Source organism: Jiangella alkaliphila, assembly GCF_900105925.1.
Taxonomy (GTDB): Bacteria; Actinomycetota; Actinomycetes; order Jiangellales; family Jiangellaceae; genus Jiangella; species Jiangella alkaliphila.
Window position 1 is genome coordinate 2,513,292 of the sequence record NZ_LT629791.1, and the last position, 25,634, is coordinate 2,538,925.

Below are 25,634 nucleotides of genomic sequence, written 5' to 3' on the forward strand. Positions count from 1 at the left end.
GTGTGCCCAACGACGAGCGGACCCTGGCGCAGTCCGCCTACGGTGACATCCGCGCCCTGATCGTGGACGGCGAGCTGCCGCCCGGGACGAAGCTGATCGTGCGGCTGCTGTCCGAGCGGCTCGGGCTGTCCGCCACGCCGATCAAGTCCGCGTTGGCCGCGCTCGAGCGCGACGGCTTCCTCGTCGCGATCCCGCACCGCGGCTTCCACGTGCCGCAGGTCGGCCTGCGGGACATGCTGGAGATCTACGAGCTGCGCGAGATGCTCGACGGCGTCGCCGCGCGGCGGGTGGCCCGGTCGCCGTCCGCCGCCGAGTTCGTCCGGACCGTGCTCGACCCGCTGCTGGCGAAGCAGCGCGAGCACGGCGGCAGCGGCGACCTCGCCGGCCTGCGCGACCTCGACGCCGAGTTCCACCGGGCCATCTGGCACGCGTCCGGCAACGGGCGGCTGGCCCGGGTGGCCGACAACCTCAGCGGCCAGGTCCGGCTCGCGTGGTCGGGCCGGCCGTCCGGCGGGATCGGGCGGACGCTGCGCGAGCACGAGGCGATCACGGCCGCCATCGCCGCCGGCGACCCGGTCGCGGCCGAGCGGGCGTCGCGGGCGCACGTCCGGCGCTCCGTCGCGGCCTACGAGCGGGCGCTGGTCAGGCCGGACGGTGGCCGATGAACAGGTCGCGCGGCGCGTCGTCAGCGCCGTCGCTGCGGGTCAGCACCAGCGGCTCGAACCCGGCGCCGGTCAGCAGCCGGTGCCACACGTCGCGGCTGAAGATGCCGGTGCGGTGCGTCTCGTGCACCGTCTGAGTGCTGCCGTCAGGCTCGCGCAGCAGCAGCACGTACTCCGTCCGCACCCACGTGTCGTCCGGGTCCGGGTCCCACGTCCACCCGAGGAACCGCGCGCCGCGCCCGTCGTCGCCGTCGGCACCGCCGTGCTCGGTGCTCTCCTCGAACGTCTCCGCGGTGTGGTCCGGGACGAACACCGCGGCGCCGCCCGGCCGGCAGTGCGCGAACGCCGTCTCGACCGTCCGCCCCAGGTCGTCCTCGGTCAGCATGTAGTCGACGGCGTCGTGCACGAACACCGCGTCGAACGCGCGGCCCAGGCGCAGCTCGCGCATGTCGCCCTCGACGTGCTCGCACTCCGGGTTCAGCCGGCGCGACACGTCGAGCATCGGCGGCGACAGGTCGACCAGCGTCAGCGCGAACCGGCGCTTGAGGTGGACGGCGTTGTGCCCGCCGCCGCTGCCCAGCTCGAGCACGTCCCGGACGGGGACGCTGGCGGACTCCAGCGCGCTCGCCGCGAACGCGGCGTCGTCGGCGTACTCGCCGGGCGGCGAGATCAGCGGCCACCAGCCGGCGAGGTCACCGTAGAACCGATACTCCTCGGTCATGGCCGAATGGTCGCATCAAGCGGCCTCGCCCGAGGCCGGTGGGCGTTTCCGGCGTGGCGCCGGTGGCGGTTCCGGCGGCTCGGCGCCGGGCTCCTGCCCGGCCAGGTAGGCCTCGATCTCGGCGATGCCCTCGGCGGCCTCGCGGGCCACCTCGTCCTTGCGCCGGCGGGCCGGTGGACCCGCCTTCTGCCAGACGGACGCCACCCCGGCCCCGCCATAGAATGCGGCGCCGACCACGGCGAACCCGCTGACGACGACCCACAGGACATAGCGCAACCCGTCGAGCATCGCAGTCATGAGGTGTGCGGACCCGTAGCTCATGTTGCTCACCTCCGCGTCATTGCGGCTGCGGTACTCACCATCCGTCTTACCCAGAGCGAACGGCTCGTCACTTCTAGGTTACGCCGATTTATATAGCAGGAACAGCTCTGTGACTAGTCACTCACGCAGATCGAGTGTCCGAGGTGGGAGGTTCGCCGGGGAGTTGCCCAGCGGGGCGTCCCCCTGCTGCCCCTTCTCTTAGCCGCGCACCCGCGCCTCAAGCGGACTACGGAGCGCTTCGCGCGACGATGACCGCTTGACCCGCAGGCCCGCGGCCTAAGAACTGGCAGCCATCAGGGGATGGGGGAAGAGCAGGCACAGCCCACCACCAATCTCGGCGCGTGCTGGTCTCAGGTGACGTCCTGGTCCACCGTTACGCCGGCAAACGCTTACCAGGCATCCACGCGTGACACAGGACCAGGACGTGACACCAGACCAGACGCCAGCCGCGTGGTCCTGGGTCTGACGCGCGTCCTGGGTCTGAGGCGCGCCGAACGGCCAATCCGAGCCCGCAAGCGCGCGTCACAGCCAGGACGCGCCTCACACCCAGGACACCAACCGGGCCGGGGGCACGGCGTGTGTCAGAACAGCTTGTCGACGAGTTCGGTGAGGTGGCGGAGCAGCGGCACCACGAGGGCCTGCTCGGCGGGGGAGAGGTTGTCCCAGGCACCGGCCAGATGACCGGCGACGACGGCGCGTTTGGCGGTCAGCAGGGTGCTGCCGCGCTCGGTGAGTTCGAGCACCCGGCGACGGCCGTCGCCGTCGGCCTGGCTGTATCGGACGAGGCCGTCGCGGACGAGGGCGCCGGCGCTGCGGGTGACCGTCGGCTGGCTGAGGCCGGTCAGTTCCGCCACCGCGCCGACGCCGTCCGCGCCGCACTCCTCGATGGCGTCGAGGAGGACCAGCTGCGGCACGGTGATGTCGTCGAACAGCGGCTGCAGCCGCCCTCGCGTGCGCCGCGACGCCGACAGGAACGCCATGAGCGCGTCGGCGAACTCGAGCGCCTGCGTGCCGGCCGGCTCGACGGCGTGGACGCTGCGGCCCAGCGCACCGCTGGTGTTGGTCTGCTCGGTCACGATCCCCCCTTCCTGGACCTCCTCCGGACCATGAAACCACCAGTGACGAACGGCGGGAATGGATTCGACCCCGGGCGGGTTGTAACGCTCGGCCGCAGTTTTGTGTTCGTGTGTCCGCACGCTCGCAAGGACTTCTGTTGCGGGCGCGCTACTGCCTTCAGGTTTGCTGGAGAAGTTGCGTCGTCGATGACCGGCCAGGGCCTACCGCACGGTGCGGTGCCCAGATCCAGCCCTGCAAGGAGCAGAAATGACTCAGGGAACTGTCAAGTGGTTCAACGCGGAGAAGGGCTTCGGCTTCATCGCTCGCGAGGACGGGCCTGACGTGTTCGTCCACCACTCCGAGATCGACAGCGAGGGCTTCCGCAGCCTCGAGGAGAACCAGCGGGTGGAGTTCGAGCTGGCGCAGGGTCCGAAGGGCCCGCAGGCCACGCGCGTCCGCGCGCTCTGATCCCGCCGCAGGCGACGCCTGCGAACCGCTGAACGCCCAGAGGGGCCGGCACACACCAGTGCCGGCCCCTCGTCGCGTCCTCTCGACCCCGCGCCGCGCGCGGCCGCCGCTGCTCTACGCTGACTGGAAGCGGTGGGGCGGACGAGCAGCGGTGGCCGGCGGCGGGAGGATCGGTGGTAGGTCAGCACACCGACACCGCCGCGCCGCTCGTCGCCTTCGTCGGACGCGAGCGCGAGCTGTCCGCGCTGACGACCGCTCTCGCCGGATCGCGGGAGCCGGCGTTCGTACTGGTCGAGGGCGAGGCCGGCATCGGCAAGACCCGCCTGGTGCAGGAGGCGCTGGCCGCGCTGGACCCGTCGACGACGCTGGTGGCGGCCTGCCCGCCGCTGGCCGAGCCGTTCCCGCTGGGACCACTGGTCGACGCGCTGCATCGGCTGCCGGTCGACGGGGTGGCGCTGAGCCCGCTGGCGGGGGCGCTGCGGCCGCTGTTCCCGGAGTGGGCCGAGCACCTGCCGCCGGCGCTGGCGCCGCTGGAGGACCCCAGCTCGACCCGGCACCGGCTGTTCCGCGCACTGGCCGAGCTGGTCGAGCGGTCCGGCATCGAGGTGCTGGTGCTGGAGGACGCGCACTGGGCCGACGCCGCGACGCTGGAGTTCCTGCCGCTGCTGGTCGGGGCGACGGAGCACGACCTCAGCCTGGTCGTCACCTACCGCGGCACCGACGTCCCGGCCGCGTCGCCGCTGCTGCGGCTCACCGCGCGCCCGCCGGCCGGCCTGCGCCGGCTCGAGCTGGCGCTGGAGCCGCTGACGGTCGGCGAGACCACCGCGCTGGTCGCGTCGATGTTCGCCACCGACGACATCTCGGCCGAGTTCGTCTCGTTCCTGCACCGCCGCACCGAGGGCGTGCCGCTCGCCCTGGAGGAGAGCCTGTCGCTGCTGCGCGAACGCGGCGACATCGTCCGGCGCGGCGGCGAGTGGTCCCGCCGCGCTGTCGACGACCTGCAGGTGCCGCCGACGGTGCGCGACTCCGTGCTGGAGCGGGTCGAGCGGCTGCCGCCCTCGGCCCGGCGCCTCCTCGAGGCCGCCGCCGTCCTGACCGAGCCGGCCGACGGCGTCCTGCTTGCCCGCGTCGCGGGGCTGGCCGGCGACGACGCGCGGGCGGGGCTGGCCGCGGCGCTGACGTCGGGCCTGCTGCGCGAGGCGTCGCCGGGCCGGTTCGTCTGCCGGCACGTGCTGGCGTCGCGGGCGGTGGAGGAGGCGCTGCCGGTGTCCGAGCGGCGGCTGCTGCACGGCCAGGCCGCCGCGGCGCTGCAGGAGCTGCCGACCCCGCCCGTGCTGCGGCTGAGCCGGCACTTCCGCGAGGCCGGCGACGTCCCCGCGTGGAGCAAGCACGCCGAGGCCGCCGCCGACCTCGCGCTGGAGGCCGGCGAGGACCGCGCCGCCGTTGTCCTGCTGAACGACCTGCTCACGGCCGCCGCCCACCCGCCGGACCGGGAGGCCCGGCTGGCGCACAAGCTCGGCCAGGCCGCCACCTGGGGCGTCGCCGCGCTCGGCGAGCTGGCGCTGGTGGTCGCCGAGACACTGGCGGCGGCACTCGCCCGGCCGGAGCTGCCGGCCGACCGTCGCGGCGAGATCCGGCTGCTGGTCGGACGGCTGTGGCTGCAGCTCGGCGACTTCGACACCGGCATCGAGCACGTCGAGACCGCGGCCGGTGAGCTGGCCGGCCGGCCGGAGCTGGCGGTGCGGGCGATGATCTCACTGTCGCACCCGCGCGGGCAGGTCTGGCCGGTCGGCCGGCACCGCGACTGGCTCGACCGCGCCACCGCACTGTTCCCGCAGGTCCCGGCCGAGGAGCAGACCTGGCTCGCGGTCGATCGCGCCAGCGCGCTGCTGATGATGGGCGACGAGGCCGGCTGGGCCGCGGCCGAGGAGGTCGACGCCGCCGCGGCGGACAGCCTGTTCGAGCGCCGCCAGCTGGGCCGCTGCCGGATGAACGTCGGGCACACCGCCATCGGATGGGGCCGCGACGCGGTCGCCGGGCGGCAGCTGGACGGCGCCGTCGACCTGCTCGCCGCGACCGGGTACCAGCGGCTGGTGAACTCCGCCCTGATCACCCGGGCCAACCTCGACTGGCACGGCGGCGTCTGGGACGGGCTGGCGGTGCGGGTCACCGAACTGGCCGGGTCCGCCGACACGCTGCCGGAGGCGCTGCTCGAGGCGCGGATGATCCTCGGCCTGCTGGACCTCGCCGCCGGCCGCCGCGACGACGCCGCCGACCAGTTCCGGGTGGTCGTCGCCGAAGCGGTGCGGCGCGGGCTGGTCGACGTTCAGACGGGGCCGGCCGGGGCGCTGGGCCGGCTGTTCCTCGCCGACGACGCCGTCGCCGACGCGCTGCGGGTCACCGAGCCGGCGATGACGATGGTCGTGCGCAAGGGCATCTGGCTATGGGCGACCGAGCTGGCGCCGGTGCACGCGGACGCGCTGGTGCGGGCCGGACGCGGCGACGAGGCGGCGGAGCTGACCGAGCGGTTCGCCGCCGGGCTGGGGGACCTCGCCTCGCCGGCCCCGCAGGCGGCGCTGCTGGTCTGCCGGGGCATCGTCGCCGGCTCCGCCCAGGACGCCGCGGAGCTGTTCGGCGCGGCCGCCGCGGCGTGGGCCGAGCTGCCCCGTCCTTATCAGGAGCTGCTCGCGCTGGAACGTCAGGCGCTGGCGCTGCTGCCGGGCGCCGCCGCGCTGGAGCTGCTCGGCACGGTGCAGCGGCGGCTGAGCGACCTCGGCGCCCGGTGGGACGCCGACCGCGTCGCCCAGGTGCTGCGCGCCCACGGCGTCGACGTCGCCCGGGCCTGGCGCGGCGGCCGGCGCGGCTACGGCGACCAGTTGTCGCCGCGTGAGCTGGAGGTCGCCCGGCTGGTCACGCAGGGCCTGACGAACCGGCAGGTCGCCGAGGCGCTGTTCCTGTCCCCGCGCACCGTCGACCGGCACCTCAGCGCCGCGATGCGCAAGCTCGGCGTCGCGTCGCGCACGGCGCTCGCGGTCGCGGTGGCGGAAAAGATGGGTGATCTGCCCACTCGCGAACCCGGCTCGGCGTGACCGACGGTGACGTCATGCACGTCACCGATCCGTCCGACCCCGACGACGCCGACGAGGCCGCGTCCGCCGAGGAGCCCGAGCCCGCCGACGGGGAGCGCTGGGAGCCGCTCTGACGCGGCGGGGCACATAAATGGGTGATTCGCCCAATCGCAACGGATGGCGCACTACGGAACGGTGGGCACACGGCGATCCCCCGCCGCGGTGACCCCGCCGCCCGCCACCCCCGTCGGGCGGCGGGGCCGCGGCCCGAGGAGACGAGGTCCCATGCCCCGCACGATCCTGTCCTGGCATCGCAGCCGCGCCCGGCTGCTGGTCCCGGCCGCGGCCACCGCCCTGCTGATCGGCGCCGGAGGGACCGCGCCCGCCGCCGACCCAGCGGGTGCAGCCGCCGCACAGGTCCCGGCCACCGGATCGGCTGCCACCGGGCACAGCTACCAGCTGACCCTGCTCACCGGCGACGTCGTGATCCTGCACGTCGCGCCGGACGGCCGCCAGGCGGCCTGGGCGCAGACGACGCCCAGCGGCAACCCGCCGGCGTTCGTCGAGCGCGACGGCCACGTGCTGGCGCTGCCGGATGCGGCCGTGCCGTACGTGCAGTCCGGTGTGCTGGACGAGCGGCTGTTCGACCTCACCTACCTCGCCGAGTCCGGCTACCACGACGTCGCCCGCGCCGACCTGCCGCTGCTGGTGGCCGCGCCGGACGGTCCCGGGATCCGCAGCGTGCCCGAGGCGCCCTCGGGCACCCGGGCCGAACGGTCGCTGCCCAGCATCGGCGCGCTGTCCGTCACCGCGACGAAGGACGAGCTGAGCTCGGTCTGGGACGACGTGCAGGCAGGCACGATCGGCCGGGTCTGGCTCAACGGCCGGGTCGAGGCGACGCTGGCGGAGTCAGTGCCGCAGATCGGCGCGCCGGAGGCGTGGGAGCAGGGCCTCGACGGCACCGGCAGCACGGTCGCCGTGCTCGACACCGGCTGGGACCCCGCCCACCCCGACCTCGCCGGCCAGGTCTCGGGCGCCCGCAACTTCACCGAGGACGCCGACCCCGAGGGCCAGGCCGCGGTCGACCGACAGGGCCACGGCACGCACGTGGCGGCGACGGTCGCCGGGACCGGCGCCGCGTCCGGCGGCACGCACCGCGGCGTCGCGCCGGGTGCCGACCTACTGATCGGCAAGGTGCTCGGCGACGACGGCTCCGGCTACGAGGACTGGATCATCGCCGGCATGGAGTGGGCGGTCGAGCAGGGCGCGGACGTCGTCAGCATGAGCCTGGGCACCGACTGGGCCAGCGACGGCACGGACCCGATGAGCCAGGCCGTCGACCGCCTGAGCGCGGAGTCGGACACGCTGTTCGTCGTCGCGGCCGGCAACATGGGGCCGGACGAGGGCACCGTCGGCTCGCCGGGGGCGGCGACGTCCGCGCTCACCGTCGGCGCCGTCGACAAGCAGGACCAGCCGGCCTCCTTCTCGTCTCGCGGGCCGCGGGTCGGCGACGGCGCGGTGAAGCCCGAGGTGGTCGCGCCGGGCGTCGGCATCGTCGCGGCCCGGGCCGCCGGCACCGCGCTGGGCAGCCTGCTGGACGAGCACTACACCTCGCTGAACGGCACCTCGATGGCGACGCCGCACGTCGCCGGCGCGGCCGCGATCCTGGCCCAGCAGCACCCGGACTGGACCGACGAGCGGCTCAAGCAGCGCCTGGTGTCGTCGAGCACGCCGCTGGACGAGGCGGTGTCGTTCCAGGGCGCCGGGCGGGTCGACGTCGCCGCCGCGGTGGGCGAGTCGGTCGCCGTCGACCAGGGCGTGGTCGACTTCGGGCAGCTGGCCATGGACGCGCCCGCCGTCAGCCGCACGCTGACCTACCACAACCCGACGGATCGCCGCGTCACGCTGCGGATCAGCGCCGACGTCACCCGGCCCGGCGGCGACGGCCGCAACACGCCGGCCATGCGGGTGCGCAACCCGGTCCTGAGCATCCCGCCGGGCGGCAGCGCCAGCACCCGGGTCGAGGTGTCGGCCGAGGCGAGCACCGGCGGCAGCTACAGCGGGCACATCACGGCGCAGGACCCGCGCGACCGCGACGCCGCGATCAACAGCGTCACGACGTTCACCATCGAGCGTCCGGTGCACACCGTCACCGTCGACGCCGTCGGCCGCGACGGAGCGCCCGCGCGTGGCGAGGTCGACCTCTGGAACACCGAGACCGGCGAGTGGACCCGGGCGTTCATGTCCGGCGGCACCACGACGGCCGAGATCCCCGAGGGGACGTACACCGTCGTCACCAACGTCGAGACCGCCGGACGCGACACGACCGCGAGCTTCGCGCTGGCCGCCGAGCCCGACCTGCGCGTCGACGACGACCTCACGCTGGCCTACGACGCGCGCGACGCCGAGCCGGTCACGGTGACGACGCCGCGCGAGGCCGACGACGGGGGGTTCGACGCCGTGTGGGAGCGCACCGTCGGCGAGCAGTCGATGCGGATGATCATCGCGCAGGGCTACGACGGCGCCGACCTCTACACCCTGCCCAGCAGCCGGCCGAAGAACGGCACGTTCGAGTTCTCCACCACGTGGCAGCGACCCCAGCCGCTGCTCGAGGTGCGCGCCGCGGGGGAGCGGCTGCTGCCGTCGCCGCGGCTGGCCTCCGCGCCGACGGTGTACGCCGGCCCGGACGGGCTGCCGCTGGTCGACGTCGGCACCGGCACGCCTGACGAGTTCGCCGCCGCCGATGTCGCCGGCAAGGCGGTGCTGGTGAGCCGCCACGGCGACTGGGAGACGCCGGGGGAGCAGCAGCGGCTGGCGACGGAGGCCGGCGCCGCGCTGCTGCTCATGGCCAACGACGCCGACGAGGAGTGGTCGGAGTCGTTCTGGAACGCCGCGCTGCCCACGTACACCGTCGACCGTGCCTTCGGCGAGCAGCTGCGGGCCGCGCTGGCGGCCGACCCGGACCTGGAGCTCGACCTCACCAGCCGGCGCGACTCGGAGTACAGCTACCAGCTCGCGTTCACCGAGGACGGTCTGCCCGGCGGCGTCACGTACGTGGCCGACCACGACGACCTCGCCGTCGTCGAGTCCGACTACCGGCAGGCGTCGGAGCGGATGGGCCGGCGCGAGGCGTGGATCCCGTACACCGGCGCGTCCGCCCTCGGGTCGAGCCTGTCGATCAGCCGCAACGGGCCGGTCCACCGCACCGAGTACCTCAGCGCCGACGGCGTCGACTGGCAGCGCTTCGCCCAGCCGCACCCGGAGTTCCCGAACATGTACTGGACGTGGTCCAGCATCGAGCCGTACGCGGTGGGGACCAGCACCGAGCAGGTGTGGTGGGGTCCGCTCATCGCGCCGGGCATGCCGGCGCTGACCGGGTCGGAGGAGTACGGCTTGCCGGCGGCCCGGTTCCGCGACGCGATCCGCGTCTCGCTGCCGCAGTACCTCTACGGCCCGTCGACGTACGGGTTCAACCAGGAGCAGCTGGGCGACTCGACGGAGCTGGTGCTGCGTCGCGAGGGCGTCGAGGTCGGCCGGGCCTCGTGGTCGGAGGGGCAGTTCACCGTGCCGGGAGCGGCGGCGGACTTCGAGCTGTCGCTGGAGACCACCGCCGGGCGGGGCAACTTCTCCGACCTGTGGACGCACACCGCGACGACGTGGGGCTTCCGGTCCGCGCGGCCGGCGGCGGACCGCGAGGTGCTGCCGCTGATCCAGCTGGCGTACGGGCTCGACACCGGGCTGTACAACGAGGTCCCGGCCGGTGCGTCGTACCCGCTGGAGCTGCGCCCGTCCTACCCGGCCGGCGTCGAGGCGCCGGGCGGGTTCACCGCGACCGCCGAGGTGTCCTTCGACGACGGCGCCAGCTGGCAGCCCGCGCCGGTGACGCCGGCGGGCGACGGGGTGCTGCGTGCCGCCGTCCCGGCCGCCGGCGACGGGTTCGCCTCGCTGCGGGTGACCGTCACCGACGCCGCCGGCAACACCGTCAGGCAGGAGATCGACCGCGCCTGGCGGATCGGCGCCGCGTAGCCGGCGCCCTCAGGTCGTGCCCGGCAATGGGGTGTGTTGTCCCTCCCAAGAACCCCCATTGCCGGGCACACGCAAGCTGCTTCAGGCCGGCTCCGCCCGCGCGGTCCCGGCCTCGATGACGAACGCCGCGTCGGTGCGCACGGGCGCGCCCGGCGTCGAGACGTGGTCCAGCACGCGGAACTCCGCGCGCAGCGTCTCGCGGTCGGCCCGGCAGGACACGTAGCCGCGGCGGTTGCTGTTGTAGCGCAGGTGCGGGTTCTCCGGCAGCAGCCGCTCGAAGCCCGCAGAGCGGTCGGTGCCGTCGCCGCCGGACGCGATCGACGTGCACACCAGCTCGGTGCCGAGCACCGGCGACATCTCGTCCTCGAAGTCGCGGCGCAGGTCGGCGAGGCAGTGGTTGTGCACGTCGCCGGTCAGCACCACGAGGTTCTCGATGCCCCGGCCGGCGACGAAGTCCAGCAGCCGGTGCCGCGACGCCCGGTAGCCGTCCCAGCTGTCGCTCCCGCCGGCGTCGCGCGGGTCGTCCGGCAGAGCGCCGCCCGGCTCGGCGTCCGTCCCGGCCATGAAGACCTGCTGCGGCAGCACGTTCCAGGTGGCCGCCGACGCCGCCAGCCGATCCTCCAGCCAGCCCGCCTGCACCTGTCCGAGCAGCGTCGCCTGCGGGTCGGACTCCTCGCCGCAGCCGGCCGCCGGTCCGGGGTCGCCGCACGGCTGGTCGGTGCGGTACTGCCGGGTGTCCAGCACGCTGAACGAGGCGGTGTCGCCGTAGGTGAAGCCGCGGTAGAGCTGCAGGTCCGGCCCGACGGCGCGGTTCTCCGGGCGCAGCGGCATGTGCTCCCAGTACGCCTGGTAGGCGGCCGCCCGGCGGGCCAGGAAGCTCGCCTCGTCGCCGTTGCCCTGGGCGGCGTCGGTGAACTCCGGGACGGCGGCGGCGTAGTTGTTGTCGACCTCGTGGTCGTCCCAGGTGACGATCCACGGCGCGGCGGCGTGCGCGGCCTGCAGGTCCGCGTCGGTGCTGTACTGCGCGTAGCGGCGCCGGTAGTCGTCCAGCGTGACCAGCTCGCCGCCGGCATGGGTGCGGACGTTGCCGGCGGGCGCCTGGTAGTCGCCGCCGGCGAACTCGTAGACGTAGTCACCCAGGTGGAAGACGACGTCCAGGTCCTCCTCGGCGATGCGCCGGTACGCGGTGAACCAGCCGTGCTCGTACTGCGCGCACGAGGCGAACGCGAACGCGACCGGCGCGATGCTGCCGCGGGCCGGCGCCGTCCGCGTCCGTCCGACGGCGGAGACCTCGCCCTGAGCCTGGAAGCGGTACCAGTACCACGTGTGCGGGTCCAGCCCTCGGACGTCGACGTGGACGGTGTGCGCCTCGGCCGCCACGGCCAGCGTCGTGCCGCGGCGCAGTGGGCGGCGGAAGTCCTCGGTGGCCGACACCTCCCAGCGCACCGGCACCGGCTCGTCGGTCATGCCGCCGGCCCGCTCCAGCGGCTGGGGCGCCAGCCGGGTCCAGATCACCACGGCGTCGGGCAGCGGGTCGCCCGACGCGACGCCCAGCGTGAACGGGTACGTGTCGGCGGCGGCGGACGTAGCCGGGCGCCACAGCGTGGTCACGGCCTGCGGCAACGCGACCAGCCCGGCGGCGGCTCCCGTACTCGCCAGGAAATGGCGGCGGCTGAGCGACGGTCGTTCGGTCACGGCGGCACCTTTCAGGTGGGCGTGACTCGATGTCAGCATTGCCGCGGTGAACGGCGGAACCATCGCGACGTGACGGTCCCGTAACAGCCAGGCGTCCTGCTGCGTCGCAGGTGAGAACTGGTTTAACGCGAGGCGGCGAGGTGGCGTCGCCGCGGTGTACGCGACACCGGAATGCCGCGAAACCGGGCGGCGACGTCCCCCGTCAGTCGGTCGTGACGCGCAGGCTCAGCTCCATGTTGCCCTCGTTGTAGTGCATCGCCATGCCGATGGCCTGGACCGCCTCGATCGACTGCCGCTCGGCCTCGCCGAGCGAGTCGCCGGCGCCGTCGAGGAGGTGCTCGAGGGTGTCGATGTTGAGGAAGAAGACGGAGTCGGCGTCGGCGGCGTCGGCCACCGCGGTGCGGTAGGCGTCGGTGTCGCCGAGGCCGCCGCCGTCGAGCAGCTGCGCCGCGTAGTCCTCGGACGTGGCCAGCACGAAGCCGTCGTCGGTGGTCTGCAGCGGCAGCTCGTCCAGCGGGGCGCCGGCGTCGGCGGCCAGGCCCTGGAGCCGCTCCCACAGGTCGGCGAAGGCGTCGGGGTCGGTGACGACGCGGGCGCCGATGTCGATGGAGGAGAAGTCGCCGCTCTCGGCGAGCGCGTCGATGTCGGCGGAGCCCGCGTCGGCGGCGACGAGGAGTTCGTCGCCGAGCAGGGTGGCGAGGTCGTCGGGCAGGACGAGGCCGGTCTGCGCCTCCAGCTCGGCCAGCATGTCCCCGCCGCCGGGCAGCGACTCCAAGGAGGCGTCCCAGTTGTCGCGCACGTACTGGCCCGCGTCGTGCGCGCCGAGGAAGAAGCTGGTGTCGTCGGGCACGGAGGCATTGACGCCGCCGCCGTCGAGGGCGTGGTACGAGCTGCCGGTGACGACGCCGGCCAGCTCGGCGTACCGGTCGTCGAAGCGGACGGACAGCGCGACGCTGCGGTAGGTCTCGTCGATCAGCTCGCGGGCGTCGTCCATCGTCGGCACGTCGTTGCCGGACGCGCCGGCGCCGATGCCGAATGCACTGGCCGAGCCGTCGAAGGCGTCGAACATGGCGGCGCCGGAGAACCACGCCGACGCGATGCCCTGCTCGCCGAGCTGGTCCATCGCCAAGGCGAACTCGGGGTTGTCGGCCAGCGACGAGTCGGCGGCGGCGTCCGCGTAGGTGTCGGCGTTCTCCTGGGTGTCGGTGACCAGCAGGTAGCCGTCGACGTAGGCGTGGCCGAGGCCCTCGGACTCGGCTTCGGCGCCACCGCAGCCGAGGATGCGGTCGATCGCCGCGGTTGCGGCCTCTTCGTCGCCGGTCTGGAGTGCGACGACGTAGCCGGGCTGGCCGCTGTCGCCCGCCGCCGGGGTCATGGCGGCGCCGACCCGCTCGCCGGCCCACGGCTCGACGTCGGTGGCGAAGTCGATGTCGCAGCCGGTGGCCGACGCCAGCTCGTCGATGAACCGCTCGCGCAGGTCGACGTTCTCGTCGGTGATGCCGGTGGCCTCGGTGAACAGCGGGAAGTTCTGCAGGAACCGGAACGCCTCGATCTTCTGCCCGGCGGACGGGTCGAGGTCGAGCCGGACGTAGCCGATGGCGTCGGCCGGGAGCACGTCGTGCGGCTGCGTGCCGCCGCCGTCGAGAGCCTGCCAGGCGAACACCCCGCCGGATCCGGCCAGCAGCACAGCCGCCGCGATGCCGCCGGCGAGCAGGCCGCGGCGCTTGCGCGGCACGATGGCCGGTCCGGCCTCCGCGTCGTCGAGGTAGGCCAGCGGCTGGGTGGCCGGCGGAGGCGGCGGTGGGACGGGGCCGGGGCCGGCGCCGTGCGGCTGCTCGCCGGGCTGCTCGTCCGGGCCCGTGGGCGACCCTGGGTACACCATGCTGACCTCGCCTTCCCCCGTAGCGTCGGCTCGCGCCGAACGCGCTCAGGGTAGCGGAAAGTCCGGATTCATGGGTTGTGGCAACGTGTACACGCGATGTCGTGGATGCGGCGGTATGGTGCCCGGCGACGGGCCCCGCGGCCGGGTCCGCCCGGCCGACGATGAGAAGTGTTGCGGCAATGCGCCCTGGACTCGTCCGCACCGCAGGTGATCAGTAGACTTGTCGAACGAATCTGATTCGCCCCGCCGTGGGGCGTTGGAGGAGAACGATGCAGGGAAACAACCCGATCTTCAGCCGGGCTGAGGGCTTCAACGGACGGCACGCGACCTATGACGCCGCCGCGCCGAGCGCTGAAGAACTGCAGGACATGTACGCCGCTCCGTCGGCGTCGCCCGCGCAGACCGGGCGGATGACGTACGACGACGTCATCATGAAGACCGGCATCACCTTCGCGGTGCTGCTCGCCGGCGCGGTCGTCGGCTGGCTGAACCCGGGCCTGGCCTTCATCGGCCTCATCGTGGGTCTGGTGCTCGGCCTGGTCAACGCATTCAAGCGCAACCCGTCGCCGGTTCTCATCCTGCTCTACGCGGGCTTCGAGGGGCTGTTCGTCGGCGGCATCAGCCAGGTCTTCGAGAACTACGCCGTCTCGGGGCAGCCGCTCGACGGCATCGTCGCGCAGGCGGTCCTCGGCACGCTGGGTGTGTTCGCGGCCACGCTGTTCGCGTACCGCAGCGGCCGCATCCGGGTGACGCCGAAGTTCCAGCGTGGCGTCATGATCGCGCTGATCGGCTACGGCATCTTCAGCCTGGTCAACCTGACGTTCATGTGGTTCGGCTCGTCCGACAGCGCGTTCGGCTTCCGCGACGGCTGGTTCGGCATCCTGATCGGCGTGTTCGCGGTCGGCCTGGCGGCGTTCTGCCTCATCCTCGACTTCGACTTCATCGACAAGGGCGTCAAGGGCGGCCTGCCGGCCAAGTACGCCTGGACGGCGGCGTTCGGTCTCACCGTCACGCTGGTCTGGCTCTACCTCGAGATCCTGCGCCTGCTCGCCATCCTCCGGGGTGAATGAGCGCGCCGCAGTAGGCAGCGTCTGACACAGACGGCCCGTCCCGTGAGCTCACGGGACGGGCCGTTCTTCGTTGGTGTCCGTCCGGCCTGCGGCCCGGGGACCGTGTCGTTCGGTCGCGGACGGACGACTGTGGGGTGTCCGCCTCAGGTGTGCGGTGGGGCCGCGGGGCGCGGCTCGGGCGCGGCTCAGCCGAAGTTGCGGGCGGCGCGGCGCAGGTCGGCCTCGTGCACGATGGCCGTCGCGTGGCCATGAGCCAGGCCGTGCTCGTCGCGGAGCCACCTGACGCGGTCGTCGAACCGCAGGAAGGCAGGTCCGGCCTCCAAGGCCGCGAACCACTCCGGGAGTTCTCGCCCGGTGACGCCGGGAACACGGGCGAGAAGGTTGCGATGGGTCTCGTCGGAGTGATTCAGGCTCATGGCTGCCTCCGAGGCTGTCGAGGTCTCCGTATATCGACTGTGCCGCACGACCCCGGGTGACACAACCCTTTCCCCAAGACCAACTCCGGATCGGGGCGGCCCCAGGCCGGCCCTCCGGCCGGCCGCCGCGCGTCAGCCGAGGCGCTCGAGGATGATCGCCATGCCCTGACCGCCGCCGACGCACATCGTCTCCAGCCCGATCGACGCGTCGCGGGTGCGCAGGCCGTTCACCAGCGTCGTCATGATCCGCGCGCCGGTGGAGCCGAACGGGTGGCCGAGCGCGATGGCGCCGCCGTGCACGTTGAGCTTCGCGTAGTCGATGCCGAGCTGCCGGGCGCTGGGCACCACCTGGGCGGCGAACGCCTCGTTGATCTCGACCAGGTCGACGTCGTCGATGGTCATGCCGGCTCGCTGCAGCGCCCGCCGCGAGGACTCGACCGGGCCGAGGCCCATGATCTCCGGCGACAGCGCCGACGCCGCCGTCGCGACGATGCGGGCCAGGGGCGTCAGCCCGAGCTCGCGGGCGCGGGTGTCGGACATGATGACGACCGCCGCCGCGCCGTCGTTGAGCGGCGTGCAGTTGCCCGCCGTCACCGTCCCGTCCGGCCGGAACACCGGCTGCAGCGCGGCCAGTTTGTCCAGCGTGGTGCCCGGGCGCGGGCTGTCGTCGTTGTCGACGACCTGGCCGTCGGGCCGGGTGATCGGGACGATCTCGCGGGCGAAGAACCCGTCCTTCGCCGCCTGCTCGGCCCGCGACTGCGAGAGGACGGCGAACTCGTCCTGGTCGGCGCGGGTGACGCCGGCGTAGGTGGCGACGTTCTCGGCGGTCTGGCCCATCTGGATGTACACGTCGGGCAGCCCGCCGCCGGCCCGCGGGTCGTGCCACGTCTCGTTCGTCTCCGCATACCGGACGGTGCGCGCCTGCGCGTCGGCGAACAGCGGGTTCTGCGTCTCGACCGGGTCGACGCCGGCGCCGCCGAAGCCGACGTAGCGCGAGACGCACTCGACGCCTGCCGACACGAACAAGTCGCCCTCGCCGGCCTTGATCGCGTGGAACGCCATGCGCGCCGTCTGCACCGACGAGGCGCAGAACCGGTTGATCGTCGCCGCCGGCAGCTCGTCCAGCCCGAGCTGTACGGCGATGCGGCGGGCGACGTTGCCGCCCTGCTCGTCGCGCGGCTCCGCACACCCCACGTAGAGGTCGTCGATGGTGGCGGGGTCGAGCGCCGGCACCTGGTCGAGCGCCGCGCGGATCGTCGCGACAGCGAGGTCGTCCGGCCGCACGTCGATCAGCGACCCCTTGTACGCCCGCCCGATCGGCGACCGCGCGGTGGCGACGATGACTGCCTCGGGCATGGCGGGCTCCTTCGACCGGGGGTTACTCGCTGGTAACTCTACGATACCCGCCGGTGGGCGGGTCAGACCCGCTCGGGCGCGTCGGGCAGTGGCCGCCGGCGGCGGTGGCGCAGCTGCGCCCAGGGGCCGCGCGGTCCGCGGGTCCGGCCCTCGACCGTCGCCGCCGCGACCTCGGTGCCGGCATGGTCCGCCGCGGCCACCGCGGCGAGCGACACCGGCAGCACGCCGTCGCCGCGGCCGAGTTCCGGCGTCTCGTCGCCGGGCGCCCAGAGGCCGAGCGAGCCGATCAGCGACGGCAGGACGGCGGCGGCCGCGTGCGCGTAGCCGGCCGACGACGGGTGGAACTGGTCCTCGCTGAACAGTTCGCCCGGCGCCGCCTCGAACTCGGGGCCCAGGATCGAGCCCAGCGACACCGAGCGGCCGCCGGCCGCGACGACCGCGATGGTCTGGGCGGCGGCCAGCTGCCGGCTCGCCCGCCGGGCCAGCCAGCGCAGCGGCGGCCGGATCGGGCGGATGGTGCCGAGGTCGGGACACGTCCCGACGACCACCTGGCAGCCGGACGCGCGCAGCCGCCGCACGGCCTCGTCGAGCAGCCGGACCGACTCGGTCAGCTTCACCTGGTGGGTGATGTCGTTGCCGCCCACGATCAGCAGCGCGACGTCGGGTGCGGCGGCCGTCGCGCGGTCGAGCTGGTCGGCGAGGTCGGCCGTCTGCGCGCCGACCTGCGCGACGGTGGTGAGGGCGACCGGGCGGTGCGCCACCTCGGCCAGCCCGGCGGCGAGCAGCGCGCCGGGCGTCTCGTCGGAATGACGGACGCCGTAGCCGGCCGCCGCGGAGTCACCGGCGACGATGAACGAGAGCGGCGGGTCGTCGCCGGTGCCGTAGACGCCGTCGGGGTCGGGCGGGCCGCCGAGCGGGCGGCCGGTGATACTGCGCCGAGCCAGCTTCGCCTGCAGCCGCAGGAGTCCGTAGCCGGCCGCGCCCAGCAGGCTGAGGCCACCACCCCCGTACGCGGCGAGACGACGTGCCGTCTGAGCGCTGACCATGCCGACCACCGTTCGACTCTAGTCGTTGGATGTCGTCTGCCGGCCGACCTCAGACGAACCCGAGGCCCGGCCCAGGTCAGCCGCGCCCTCGGCTAATCTCGGCATCGTGGAGTACTACGAGAACGTCCTCGACCTCATCGGCGATACCCCGCTGGTCCGACTGGGCACGGTCGCCGAAGGCCTGCCGGCCACGGTGCTCGCCAAGGTCGAGTACCTGAACCCGGGCGGCTCGGTGAAGGACCGCATCGCCACCCGGATGATCGAGGACGCCGAGAAGGCCGGTCTCATCGGCCCCGGCGGGACGATCGTCGAGCCGACGAGCGGCAACACCGGCGTCGGGCTGGCGCTGGTCGCGCAGCGCAAGGGCTACCGCTGCATCTTCGTCTGCCCCGACAAGGTGAGCGAAGACAAGCGCAACGTGCTCAAGGCCTACGGCGCCGAGGTCGTCGTCTGCCCGACCGCGGTCGCGCCCGAGGACCCCGACTCGTACTACTCCGTCTCCGACCGCCTGGTCCGCGAGACGCCCGGCGCCTGGAAGCCCGACCAGTACTCCAACCCGGCCAACCCGCGCTCGCACTACGAGACCACCGGCCCGGAGCTGTGGAAGCAGACCGACGGCCGCATCACGCACTTCGTCGCGGGCATCGGCACCGGCGGGACCATCACCGGTGTCGGCCGCTACCTCAAAGAGGTCTCCGGCGGCAAGGTGAAGATCATCGGCGCCGACCCGGAGGGCTCGGTGTACTCCGGCGGCACCGGCCGGCCGTACCTCGTCGAGGGCGTCGGCGAGGACTTCTGGCCGCAGACCTACGACGCGGACATCTGCGACGAGATCATCGCGGCCTCCGACAACGACTCCTTCGAGATGACCCGCCGGCTGGCCCGCGAAGAGGGTCTGCTGGTCGGCGGTTCCTGCGGGCTGGCCGTCGTGGCGGCGCTGCGGGTGGCCGAGCGGGCCAGGCCCGACGACGTCATCGTCGTGCTGCTGCCCGACGGCGGCCGCGGCTACCTCTCCAAGGTGTTCGACGACGCCTGGATGACGTCGTACGGCTTCCTGCCGCCGGTCGAGGGCGTCACGGTCGGCGACGTCCTGCGCCGCAAGTCCGGCGAGATGCCGGCGCTCGTCCACACCCACCCGGCCGAGAGCGTCGCCGACGCCGTCCACATCCTGCGCGAGTACAACGTGTCGCAGATGCCGGTCGTGCGCGCCGAGCCCCCGGTCATGGCCGCGGAGGTGGCCGGCGCCGTCGTCGAGCGCGACCTCCTCGACGCGCTGTTCACCGGCGCCGCGCACCTGACCGACCGGGTCGAGCAGCACATGTCCAAGCCGCTGCCGATGGTCGGCGCCGGCGAGGCGGTCGCCGCCGCCGTCGAGGCGCTGCGCACGGCCGACGCGCTGCTGGTGGTCGGCGACGGCAAGCCGGTGGGCGTGCTGACCCGCACCGACCTGCTGGGCTACGTCGCCACGACCTGACGGCGGTCAGATCAGGTAGCCGCCGGTCACCCGGAGGTTCTGGCCGGTGACGAGCGCCGCCTTGCCGGCCAGCGACATCAGCTCTCCTCCAGGACCAGCGCGGTGGCGCCGCGGATCTCGACCACGCCGACGGTCGTGCCCTCCTCGAACGTCGACCGGCCGTCGTAGCTGCGCGCCGACCACACCTCGCCGGCCAGCTTGATCAGCCCTCGGTGCGCGTCGACCCGCTCGATCACCACGCCGTTCAGCCCGACCAGGGCCGCGGCGCCGAACGAGGACGGCGTCGGTTTCAGCAGCCGCTTCTTCGCGATCGGCCGGACGACGCCGAGCAGGGCCACGCTGACGCCGACCGCCACGAGCAGCTGCACGATGAACTCCGCGCCCATGCCGGCGGCGACGGCGCCGCTGGCCGCGCCGATGGACAGCATGAGGAAGAAGAAGTCGAGCGTCGTCAGTTCGATCGTGCCCAGGACGAGGGCGGTGCCGGCCCATCCCAGCACCCAGGCGTGGTCACTGAACCAGTCCCACAACGACTGCATGGCCGAAGTTTATTGACCAGCGCCGCTTTTGTGTCTATTGACGCGATGGCAACGTGTCGCGCGCTCAGTCGCGGACGAATCCGGGCATTGCCCCACGAGCCGGTCCGGCGCGGTGAAATTCCTGGTCGGAAGCGGGTTGTCGGGGTGGACGAGGTGCCGGCTTCCGGTACCGTTCCCCGCGGTTCCGGGGCCGGACGAATTTCGCCTCCGCCCCTGGGCGAACAGTGATCATCGAATGCGAATCCACGTGCCGAATCGGAGAGAATCGTTGCGTTACCACCTGCGTCACGGTGCCCGCGTCGCGGGCGCGCTGCTGGCCACCGCACTGGCGGGGGCCGGCCTGCTCGGCACCGCCGGAGTCGCGTCGTCCGACGAGACGCCAGACCCCGCGGTCACCCTGCTCGACCAGACCTTCGAGACCCTCGACGTGCTGCCGCGGATCATCGGCGGTGAGCCGGCGGCCGAGGGCGACTATCCCTGGATGGTCCGCCTCGACATCGGCGGCGGGCTGTGCGGCGGCGCCCTGTACGAGCCGGACCTGGTGCTGACGGCGGCGCACTGCGTCGCGCCCGGCACCGGCCCGAACACCGACATCACCGCGCTGATCGGCTCGGTCGACCTCGCCAGCGAGGACATCGTCGAGGTCGGCGGCGAGTACGTCTGGTCGGCCAACGCCGAGGGCATCGGCGGCGGGTTCCCGGACTGGGCGCTGATCCAGCTCGAGGAGCCGGTCGAGGACGTGCCGACGCTCGCCCTGGCGACCAGCGACGAGTACGACGAGGGCATGTTCACGGTGGCCGGCTGGGGCGCCGACGCCGAGGGCGGCGACCAGCAGCAGTTCCTGCTCGAGGCCGACGTGCCGTTCGTCCCGGACGACGAGTGCCTGGCCTCCTACCCCGACGACGAGGGCTGGGGCTTCGCCGCCGACGTCGAGCTGTGCGCCGGGTACGCCGAGGGCGGCATCGACAGCTGCCAGGGCGACTCCGGTGGCCCGCTGTTCCGTGACGACGAGAACGGCGAGCCCGTCCAGGTCGGCATCGTCAGCTGGGGCAACGGCTGCGCCCGGCCGAACTACCCGGGCATCTACACGCAGGTGAGCGCCGTCGCGGCGGCCATCGCCGAGACCGCCGAGGTCCGTACCGAGCCGGTCGTCGAGACCACCGCGGCCGAGACGACCATCGACACCCCGGTGACCATCGAGCTGGCCGGCAGCGACCCCGAGGGCGACGACCTGGAGTTCAAGGTCTACGCGCCCGAGTTCGGCGAGCTGACCCAGGACGAGGACGACCCGAGCGTGCTCACCTACACCCCGGCGGCCGGCTTCGAGGGCGAGGACACGTTCCACGTCGTCGCCAACGACGGCAAGATCGACTCCGCGCCGGCCGCGGTGACGGTGACCGTCGAGGGCGAGGCGCCGACGCCGACCCCGACGCCCACCGAGGAGCCGACGCCGGAGCCGACCGAGCAGCCGACGTCCACCCCGACCGACGACCCAGGCGACGGCGAGGAGCTGCCCGACACCGGCGCCGGCACGGGCACCGGCGTCGCGCTGGCGCTGCTGCTGGCCGGCGGCGCCGCCGTGGCGTTCCTCGCCCGGCAGCGGCTGATGGCAGGGAGCTGACGCACCGCACCACGCGCTGCACGAACGACGGCGGCGCCGCCCCACTCGCGGGCGGCGCCGCCGTCGTCGTCTGCCGGCATGCATAGTGGTGTCGCTGCCGCGTCCTCTTCAGAGGAGAGACGACGGGCGCGAGAGGTGTGAGCGTGGACGCAACGGCGGAACGCGAGTTCACGGAGTTCGTGGCGGCGCGGTCGATGGCGCTGCTGCGGACCGCCGTGGTGCTGACCGGCGACCGGCACCGGGCCGAAGACCTCGTGCAGGGCGCGCTGGCCAAGCTGGCCGGCCGCTGGCGGAAGGTCGACGACCCGGAGGCCTACACGCGGCGCATCATCTATCACGACCACGCCCGCTGGTGGCGCCGTCGCTCGGCCCGGTCCGAGGTGCTCGGTCCGGCCGTGCCGGAGCGGCCGGAGGCCGACCGCTCCGCCGACGCCGTCCGGCGCCTGGACCTGCGCTCCGCGCTGCAACAGCTCGGGCCGCGGCAACGGGCGGTGCTGGTGCTGCGCTACCTGGAAGACCTGCCCGAGGCCGAGGTCGCCCAGATCATGGGCTGCTCGGTCGGCACGGTGCGCAGCCAGGCGCACCGCGCGCTGGCCCGGTTGCGCACCCTCGTGCCGGAGCTGGACGAACGGATCGACGACGTGGAGGAGCTGCGACGATGAGCATCGAGACGATCCTGCGTGAGGCGTTCCAGGACGCGGCCGCCGACGCCGCGCCGGTCCCCGGGCTGGCGGCCGCCGCGCTGCGCCAGGCCCGTCGCCGGCGTACGGCGGCACGGAGCGCGGTGGCGGCCGGGGCGGTGGCCGCGGTCGCGGTGCCGGCCGGCCTGGCCGCGTCCGGCCGCGACTCCTCGGCGGTGGCGAGCGGCGACGCGGACATCCTGCCCGCGCCCGAGGTTCGCGAGCTGACCGACGACGAGCTGGCCGCCGCCCTGGACCACTGCTTCGGCGGGCCGGGGCTGCCGCCGGCTCCCACGGGCGAGCCGATCCACGGCGTCCAGGTGCAGGACCCGCCCGCCCCCGAGGCGGTGGCGACCTGGGTGATCACCCGGTCCGGCGGCGAGGACGTCATCGAGTGCGCGCTGACCGCCGACGGCGACCCCGCCGTCTACCCCGTCGCGATGGCCGCCGAGGAGGCGGAGCACCTGCGCGTGCTCGACCCGTCTCTCAGCGGGGGCCGGTTCACCGATCCGGTGACCCGGGTGACGGTGCAGCCGCCCGGCGAGCCGGAGCGCGACGCCGCCCTGTGGGGCGACTTCTGGTTCTACCCCTCGCAGCGGTGGATCCTCGGCGGCCCGAGCTGCCCGGCCGACGACCCGATTGCCGGCGACGAGCTCTCCCCGGGCTACGTCGTGCGCGGCTACGACGCCGGCGGCGACGAGATCGCCCAGGTGTGGACACCGGCGCAGCCGGGGGAGTGCGCGCCGGTCGGCTGAGCCGGCGGCGGCCGGGCCGGCGACTGAGAGCGCTCTGAGAACCGTGTGAGAGCATGATCGGCATGGCCTCCGGAGCGCGTCGTGCCGGTCTCCCCGATCGGGGACGCAACCGGACGCCGGAGCGTTCGTCAGGCCGCCGCGGCCGCGGGCTCGGCCTCCTGGTTCCGTGCCTGGCGGCGCTCGCCGTCGTCGGCTGGGCGGTGGCGCCCTCCGGCGAGCCGGCGCCCCAGCGGGCCGCCGCGCCGCTCGCCGGCCAGCCGGCCGACCCGCAGGCCCGCCCGCCCAAGACCCTCGTCGTCATGCCGGCCGCGCGTCCAACGTCGCCGCCGACTCCGTCGGCCCCGCAGATCCCCGCCACCGGGCCGGGCACGTTCACCGTCACGCCCGGCCAGAGCGGCCGGGCCGGCACCGAGGGCACGCTGCTCACCTACACCGTCGAGGTCGAGACCGGGCTGCCGTTCGACCCGATCGAAGTGGCCGCCGTCGTCGACACCACGCTGGCCGACCCGCGCAGCTGGATCGCCGGCGGCGACTTCTCGTTCCAGCGAGTGCCGGCCGGCGGCGACCTGCGGATCCTGATCGCCACCCCGGGCACCACCGATCAGCTGTGCGCGCCGCTGCGCACCAACGGCGAGGTGTCCTGCCGCAACGGCGACAACGTCGTGCTGAACGCGCTGCGCTGGGCGGTCGCCGTCCCCCACTACAACGGCGACGTCGCCGGCTACCGCCAGTACGTGGTCAACCACGAGGTCGGCCACGCACTGGGCGAAGGCCACGTCGACTGCCCGGCGCCGGGCCAGGTCGCGCCGGTCATGCTCCAGCAGACCTACAGCCTGGACGGCTGCCTCCCGAACGCCTGGCCGCATCCCTGACGGGCCGTGACCCCGTCGTGACCGTCCCGGCCGACTGGGGGTCAACCGGACCTTCACGGCTCCGGACCGGTCTCCCTACGGTCGTGGTGACACCAACGGGAGGATCGGCACATGCTGACGACACACTCGCGAGCGCGCCGCCGGACGATGGGACGGCTGGCCGGTGCGGCGTTCGCGGCCGGGCTGACCGCCACGACACTGTTCGCCGCGTCCGGCCCGGCTCAGGCCACGCCCGCGCCCGCCACGGCGGCCATGGCCTACGACCACACGTACGTCGCGCTGAACCTGGACAAGTGTCAGCATGTGCGCCGCCAGTACAGCAGCTGGGCCTGGGTCAGCACCTGCTACCCGTACGTCGATTCGACCGGCGGCTACTGGGCCTTCGACTGGACCTGCCGCGTCTGCTAGCGCCGCACGTGGCGTCCCCGTGGTCGTCAGGCCACGGCGTGGACGGGCTCGGCGGCCGCCCCGCCTTCGGCCGTCACCGCCCCGAAGGCCTGCTCCAGCGCGCCGACCGCGGACCCCAGCACGTCGGCGGGATAGGTGAACGGCAGCCGCAGCCGCCGCTCGAACGTGCCGTCGACGCCGAACCGCGGGCCGGCCGCCAGCCTGATGCCGTGCCGCTCCGCGGCCACCACCAGCCGGCTGGACACCGGCGCGCCGAGTTCGCACCACAGCACCAGCCCGCCGGCCGGCACCCGCGCCCGCCACGACGGCAGCCGCTGCGCCAGCGCCGCCACCAGGGCGTCGCGGCGGATGCGCAGCTCCGCGTGACGGGCCGGCAGGGCCGCGTCGAGGCCGCGCAGCAGCTCCGCGACCGCCAGCTGCTCGACCACCGGCGAGCCCATGTCGACACTGGCGCGGACGGCGGCCAGCCGGCGGATCAGCGCGGTGCCGGCCCGCGCCCAGCCGATCCGCAGCCCACCCCAGAGCGTCTTGCTCGCGCTGCCGACCGTCACCGTCAGGTCGTCAGGCAGGAAGGTCGCCAGCGGCGGCGGCACCGGCCCGTCCAGCGCCAGCTCGACCAGCGTCTCGTCGACGACGGTGAGGGTGCGGCTGCGGGTCAGGACGGCGCCCAGCTCGCGCCGTTCAGCCTCGGTGGCCAGCAGCCCGGTGGGGTTGTGGAAGTCGGGCATCAGGTACGCCAGCCGGGGCGCGGTCTGCCGGACGGCGGCCGCGACGGCGCCGAGGTCCCAGCCGTCGCCGGCCAGCGCGACCGGGACCGCGGTGGCGCCGTGTCGGCCGATCGCGTCCAGCGCGTTCGGGTAGGTCGGCTGCTCCACGAGCACGCGGTCGCCCGGCCCGGTGACCAGCTGCAGGACCAGCGTGAACGCGTGCTGCGCTCCGGACGTGACGAGCACCTGGCCGGGCAGGGTGGGCAGGCCGCGCGCCGTCAGCCGGTCAGCGACAGCCGCGCGCAGGTCGGGCAGCCCGAACAGGTGGTAACCCGAGCCCGGCAGGTGCAGCGGCAGCTGCTCGAGCGCGGCGTCGTAGGCCCGGCGCACCTCGGCCGGGGCCTCCGGCGCGGCGTGCGCGAGGTCCAGCAGGTCCGAGCCGTCGGCCGCCCACGGTGTCCACGCCGGACCCGTGCCGCTGCCGCCCACCCGTGAGCCGCCCGGCCGGGAGGTTCGCGACGGCGGCAGCGCGGTCCGGGTGCCCGAGCCCTGCCGGCTGACGGCGTACCCGCCGCCGCGCAGCTCGTCGTAGGCCGCGGTGACGGTGGTCCGGCTGACGCCCAGCGCGGCCGCCAGCTCGCGCTCGCCGGGCAGCCGGGTCTCCAGCGGCAGCCGTCCGTCGAGGACCAGGCGCCGGATCGCCGCCGCGACGCGGGCGTACGCCGGTCCGCCGGCCTCGGACCGGTCGCCGATCAACGTCGCCAGTTGGGAGCCTGTGACGGTGCGCACCA

General features: G+C 74.0%; 21 protein-coding genes. 11 read left to right on the plus strand and 10 right to left on the minus strand.

Going from position 1 to position 25,634, the window contains the following annotated elements; all coding sequences use genetic code 11:
• Nucleotides 1-2 precede the first annotated feature (2 nt).
• Nucleotides 3-665: a GntR family transcriptional regulator gene (locus tag BLV05_RS11740; RefSeq protein WP_046768545.1), complete on the plus strand. Its 663-nt coding sequence runs from the start codon at nt 3-5 to the stop codon at nt 663-665.
• Here BLV05_RS11740 and BLV05_RS11745 read toward each other — a convergent pair.
• The 3 genes from BLV05_RS11745 to BLV05_RS11755 all read right to left on the minus strand — a co-directional run bounded on the left by BLV05_RS11745 (nt 643) and on the right by BLV05_RS11755 (nt 2,780).
• On the minus strand, nt 643-1,383 hold the full coding sequence (locus BLV05_RS11745; RefSeq protein WP_046768544.1) for a class I SAM-dependent methyltransferase: 741 nt from the start codon (nt 1,381-1,383) through the stop codon (nt 643-645). The two genes, BLV05_RS11740 and BLV05_RS11745, sit on opposite strands and share 23 nt — an antisense overlap.
• Before the next feature lie 15 nt (nt 1,384-1,398).
• The gene (locus BLV05_RS11750; protein WP_157524241.1) at nt 1,399-1,704 is read right to left on the minus strand and encodes a hypothetical protein; all 306 of its coding nucleotides are present in this window, start codon (nt 1,702-1,704) and stop codon (nt 1,399-1,401) included.
• A 581-nt stretch (nt 1,705-2,285) separates the two neighbouring features.
• On the minus strand, nt 2,286-2,780 hold the full coding sequence (locus tag BLV05_RS11755; RefSeq protein WP_046768542.1) for a MarR family winged helix-turn-helix transcriptional regulator: 495 nt from the start codon (nt 2,778-2,780) through the stop codon (nt 2,286-2,288).
• A 247-nt stretch (nt 2,781-3,027) separates the two neighbouring features.
• On the opposite strand from BLV05_RS11755, the gene BLV05_RS11760 reads away from it, so the two are divergent.
• The 3 genes from BLV05_RS11760 (at nt 3,028) to BLV05_RS11770 (ending at nt 10,322) form a co-directional block, all read left to right on the plus strand.
• The gene (locus BLV05_RS11760) at nt 3,028-3,228 is read left to right on the plus strand and encodes a cold-shock protein (protein ID WP_046768541.1); all 201 of its coding nucleotides are present in this window, start codon (nt 3,028-3,030) and stop codon (nt 3,226-3,228) included.
• Between the two features lie 173 nt (nt 3,229-3,401).
• On the plus strand, nt 3,402-6,317 hold the full coding sequence (locus BLV05_RS11765) for an ATP-binding protein (protein WP_046768540.1): 2,916 nt from the start codon (nt 3,402-3,404) through the stop codon (nt 6,315-6,317).
• Between the two features lie 264 nt (nt 6,318-6,581).
• Nucleotides 6,582-10,322, plus strand: coding sequence for a S8 family serine peptidase (locus BLV05_RS11770; protein WP_046768539.1), 3,741 nt, complete (start codon nt 6,582-6,584; stop codon nt 10,320-10,322).
• Between the two features lie 81 nt (nt 10,323-10,403).
• Here the strand turns inward: BLV05_RS11770 and BLV05_RS11775 are convergent, their stop codons facing one another.
• A complete protein-coding gene (locus BLV05_RS11775; protein WP_052762401.1) occupies nt 10,404-12,017 on the minus strand; it encodes an alkaline phosphatase D family protein in 1,614 nt (537 codons plus the stop codon).
• A gap of 202 nt (nt 12,018-12,219) precedes the next feature.
• Complete coding sequence (locus BLV05_RS11780) at nt 12,220-13,899, minus strand: DUF3352 domain-containing protein (RefSeq protein ID WP_046768538.1); 1,680 nt, start codon at nt 13,897-13,899, stop codon at nt 12,220-12,222.
• Between the two features lie 269 nt (nt 13,900-14,168).
• Between BLV05_RS11780 and BLV05_RS11785 the strand changes: the two genes are divergently transcribed.
• Entirely contained in the window at nt 14,169-14,969 is an 801-nt protein-coding gene (locus BLV05_RS11785; RefSeq protein ID WP_052762400.1) for a Bax inhibitor-1/YccA family protein, read from the plus strand.
• A gap of 185 nt (nt 14,970-15,154) precedes the next feature.
• Here BLV05_RS11785 and BLV05_RS11790 read toward each other — a convergent pair whose 3' ends face one another.
• The 3 genes from BLV05_RS11790 to BLV05_RS11800 all read right to left on the minus strand — a co-directional run bounded on the left by BLV05_RS11790 (nt 15,155) and on the right by BLV05_RS11800 (nt 17,787).
• Nucleotides 15,155-15,385, minus strand: a complete 231-nt coding sequence (locus tag BLV05_RS11790; protein WP_046768537.1) for a DUF4287 domain-containing protein — start codon at nt 15,383-15,385, stop codon at nt 15,155-15,157.
• A 132-nt stretch (nt 15,386-15,517) separates the two neighbouring features.
• Nucleotides 15,518-16,741: an acetyl-CoA C-acetyltransferase gene (locus BLV05_RS11795; protein WP_046768536.1), complete on the minus strand. Its 1,224-nt coding sequence runs from the start codon at nt 16,739-16,741 to the stop codon at nt 15,518-15,520.
• A 62-nt stretch (nt 16,742-16,803) separates the two neighbouring features.
• Nucleotides 16,804-17,787 (minus strand): SGNH/GDSL hydrolase family protein, encoded by a 984-nt coding sequence (locus tag BLV05_RS11800; protein WP_046768596.1) that lies wholly within the window; start codon nt 17,785-17,787, stop codon nt 16,804-16,806.
• Between the two features lie 106 nt (nt 17,788-17,893).
• Between BLV05_RS11800 and BLV05_RS11805 the strand changes: the two genes are divergently transcribed.
• The gene (locus BLV05_RS11805; RefSeq protein WP_046768535.1) at nt 17,894-19,261 is read left to right on the plus strand and encodes a cystathionine beta-synthase; all 1,368 of its coding nucleotides are present in this window, start codon (nt 17,894-17,896) and stop codon (nt 19,259-19,261) included.
• A gap of 77 nt (nt 19,262-19,338) precedes the next feature.
• On the opposite strand, the gene BLV05_RS11810 is transcribed toward BLV05_RS11805, so the two are convergent.
• Nucleotides 19,339-19,800, minus strand: coding sequence for an NfeD family protein (locus tag BLV05_RS11810; RefSeq protein ID WP_052762399.1), 462 nt, complete (start codon nt 19,798-19,800; stop codon nt 19,339-19,341).
• Between the two features lie 268 nt (nt 19,801-20,068).
• On the opposite strand from BLV05_RS11810, the gene BLV05_RS36535 reads away from it, so the two are divergent.
• The 5 genes from BLV05_RS36535 to BLV05_RS11835 all read left to right on the plus strand — a co-directional run bounded on the left by BLV05_RS36535 (nt 20,069) and on the right by BLV05_RS11835 (nt 24,136).
• Complete coding sequence (locus BLV05_RS36535) at nt 20,069-21,421, plus strand: trypsin-like serine protease (RefSeq protein WP_063932535.1); 1,353 nt, start codon at nt 20,069-20,071, stop codon at nt 21,419-21,421.
• Nucleotides 21,422-21,564: 143 nt separating this feature from the next.
• Nucleotides 21,565-22,083 (plus strand): SigE family RNA polymerase sigma factor, encoded by a 519-nt coding sequence (locus tag BLV05_RS11820; protein ID WP_046768534.1) that lies wholly within the window; start codon nt 21,565-21,567, stop codon nt 22,081-22,083.
• Nucleotides 22,080-22,856 (plus strand): hypothetical protein, encoded by a 777-nt coding sequence (locus BLV05_RS11825; RefSeq protein WP_046768533.1) that lies wholly within the window; start codon nt 22,080-22,082, stop codon nt 22,854-22,856. Before BLV05_RS11820 ends, BLV05_RS11825 begins: the two co-directional genes overlap by 4 nt.
• A gap of 62 nt (nt 22,857-22,918) precedes the next feature.
• Nucleotides 22,919-23,728, plus strand: a complete 810-nt coding sequence (locus BLV05_RS11830) for a DUF3152 domain-containing protein (RefSeq protein ID WP_046768593.1) — start codon at nt 22,919-22,921, stop codon at nt 23,726-23,728.
• Between the two features lie 111 nt (nt 23,729-23,839).
• Nucleotides 23,840-24,136 carry a hypothetical protein gene (locus BLV05_RS11835; RefSeq protein ID WP_152690723.1) on the plus strand — a complete coding sequence of 99 codons (297 nt, stop codon included), beginning with the start codon at nt 23,840-23,842 and terminating at the stop codon, nt 24,134-24,136.
• Nucleotides 24,137-24,162: 26 nt separating this feature from the next.
• On the opposite strand, the gene yczR is transcribed toward BLV05_RS11835, so the two are convergent.
• The gene (gene yczR / locus BLV05_RS11840) at nt 24,163-25,632 is read right to left on the minus strand and encodes a MocR-like transcription factor YczR (protein ID WP_152690722.1); all 1,470 of its coding nucleotides are present in this window, start codon (nt 25,630-25,632) and stop codon (nt 24,163-24,165) included.
• Nucleotides 25,633-25,634: the final 2 nt, after the last annotated feature.

Coding starts and splice junctions, on each gene's coding strand:
- BLV05_RS11800 (WP_046768596.1), bottom strand. CDS start 17,787: ATGGTCAGCGCTCAGACGGCACGTCGTCTCGCCGCGTACGGGGGTGGT.
- BLV05_RS11785 (WP_052762400.1), top strand. CDS start 14,169: ATGCAGGGAAACAACCCGATCTTCAGCCGGGCTGAGGGCTTCAACGGA.
- BLV05_RS11760 (WP_046768541.1), top strand. CDS start 3,028: ATGACTCAGGGAACTGTCAAGTGGTTCAACGCGGAGAAGGGCTTCGGC.
- BLV05_RS11795 (WP_046768536.1), bottom strand. CDS start 16,741: ATGCCCGAGGCAGTCATCGTCGCCACCGCGCGGTCGCCGATCGGGCGG.
- BLV05_RS11750 (WP_157524241.1), bottom strand. CDS start 1,704: ATGAGCTACGGGTCCGCACACCTCATGACTGCGATGCTCGACGGGTTG.
- BLV05_RS11835 (WP_152690723.1), top strand. CDS start 23,840: ATGCTGACGACACACTCGCGAGCGCGCCGCCGGACGATGGGACGGCTG.
- BLV05_RS11780 (WP_046768538.1), bottom strand. CDS start 13,899: ATGGTGTACCCAGGGTCGCCCACGGGCCCGGACGAGCAGCCCGGCGAG.
- BLV05_RS11830 (WP_046768593.1), top strand. CDS start 22,919: ATGGCCTCCGGAGCGCGTCGTGCCGGTCTCCCCGATCGGGGACGCAAC.
- BLV05_RS11790 (WP_046768537.1), bottom strand. CDS start 15,385: ATGAGCCTGAATCACTCCGACGAGACCCATCGCAACCTTCTCGCCCGT.
- BLV05_RS11770 (WP_046768539.1), top strand. CDS start 6,582: ATGCCCCGCACGATCCTGTCCTGGCATCGCAGCCGCGCCCGGCTGCTG.
- BLV05_RS11745 (WP_046768544.1), bottom strand. CDS start 1,383: ATGACCGAGGAGTATCGGTTCTACGGTGACCTCGCCGGCTGGTGGCCG.
- BLV05_RS11810 (WP_052762399.1), bottom strand. CDS start 19,800: ATGCAGTCGTTGTGGGACTGGTTCAGTGACCACGCCTGGGTGCTGGGA.
- BLV05_RS11825 (WP_046768533.1), top strand. CDS start 22,080: ATGAGCATCGAGACGATCCTGCGTGAGGCGTTCCAGGACGCGGCCGCC.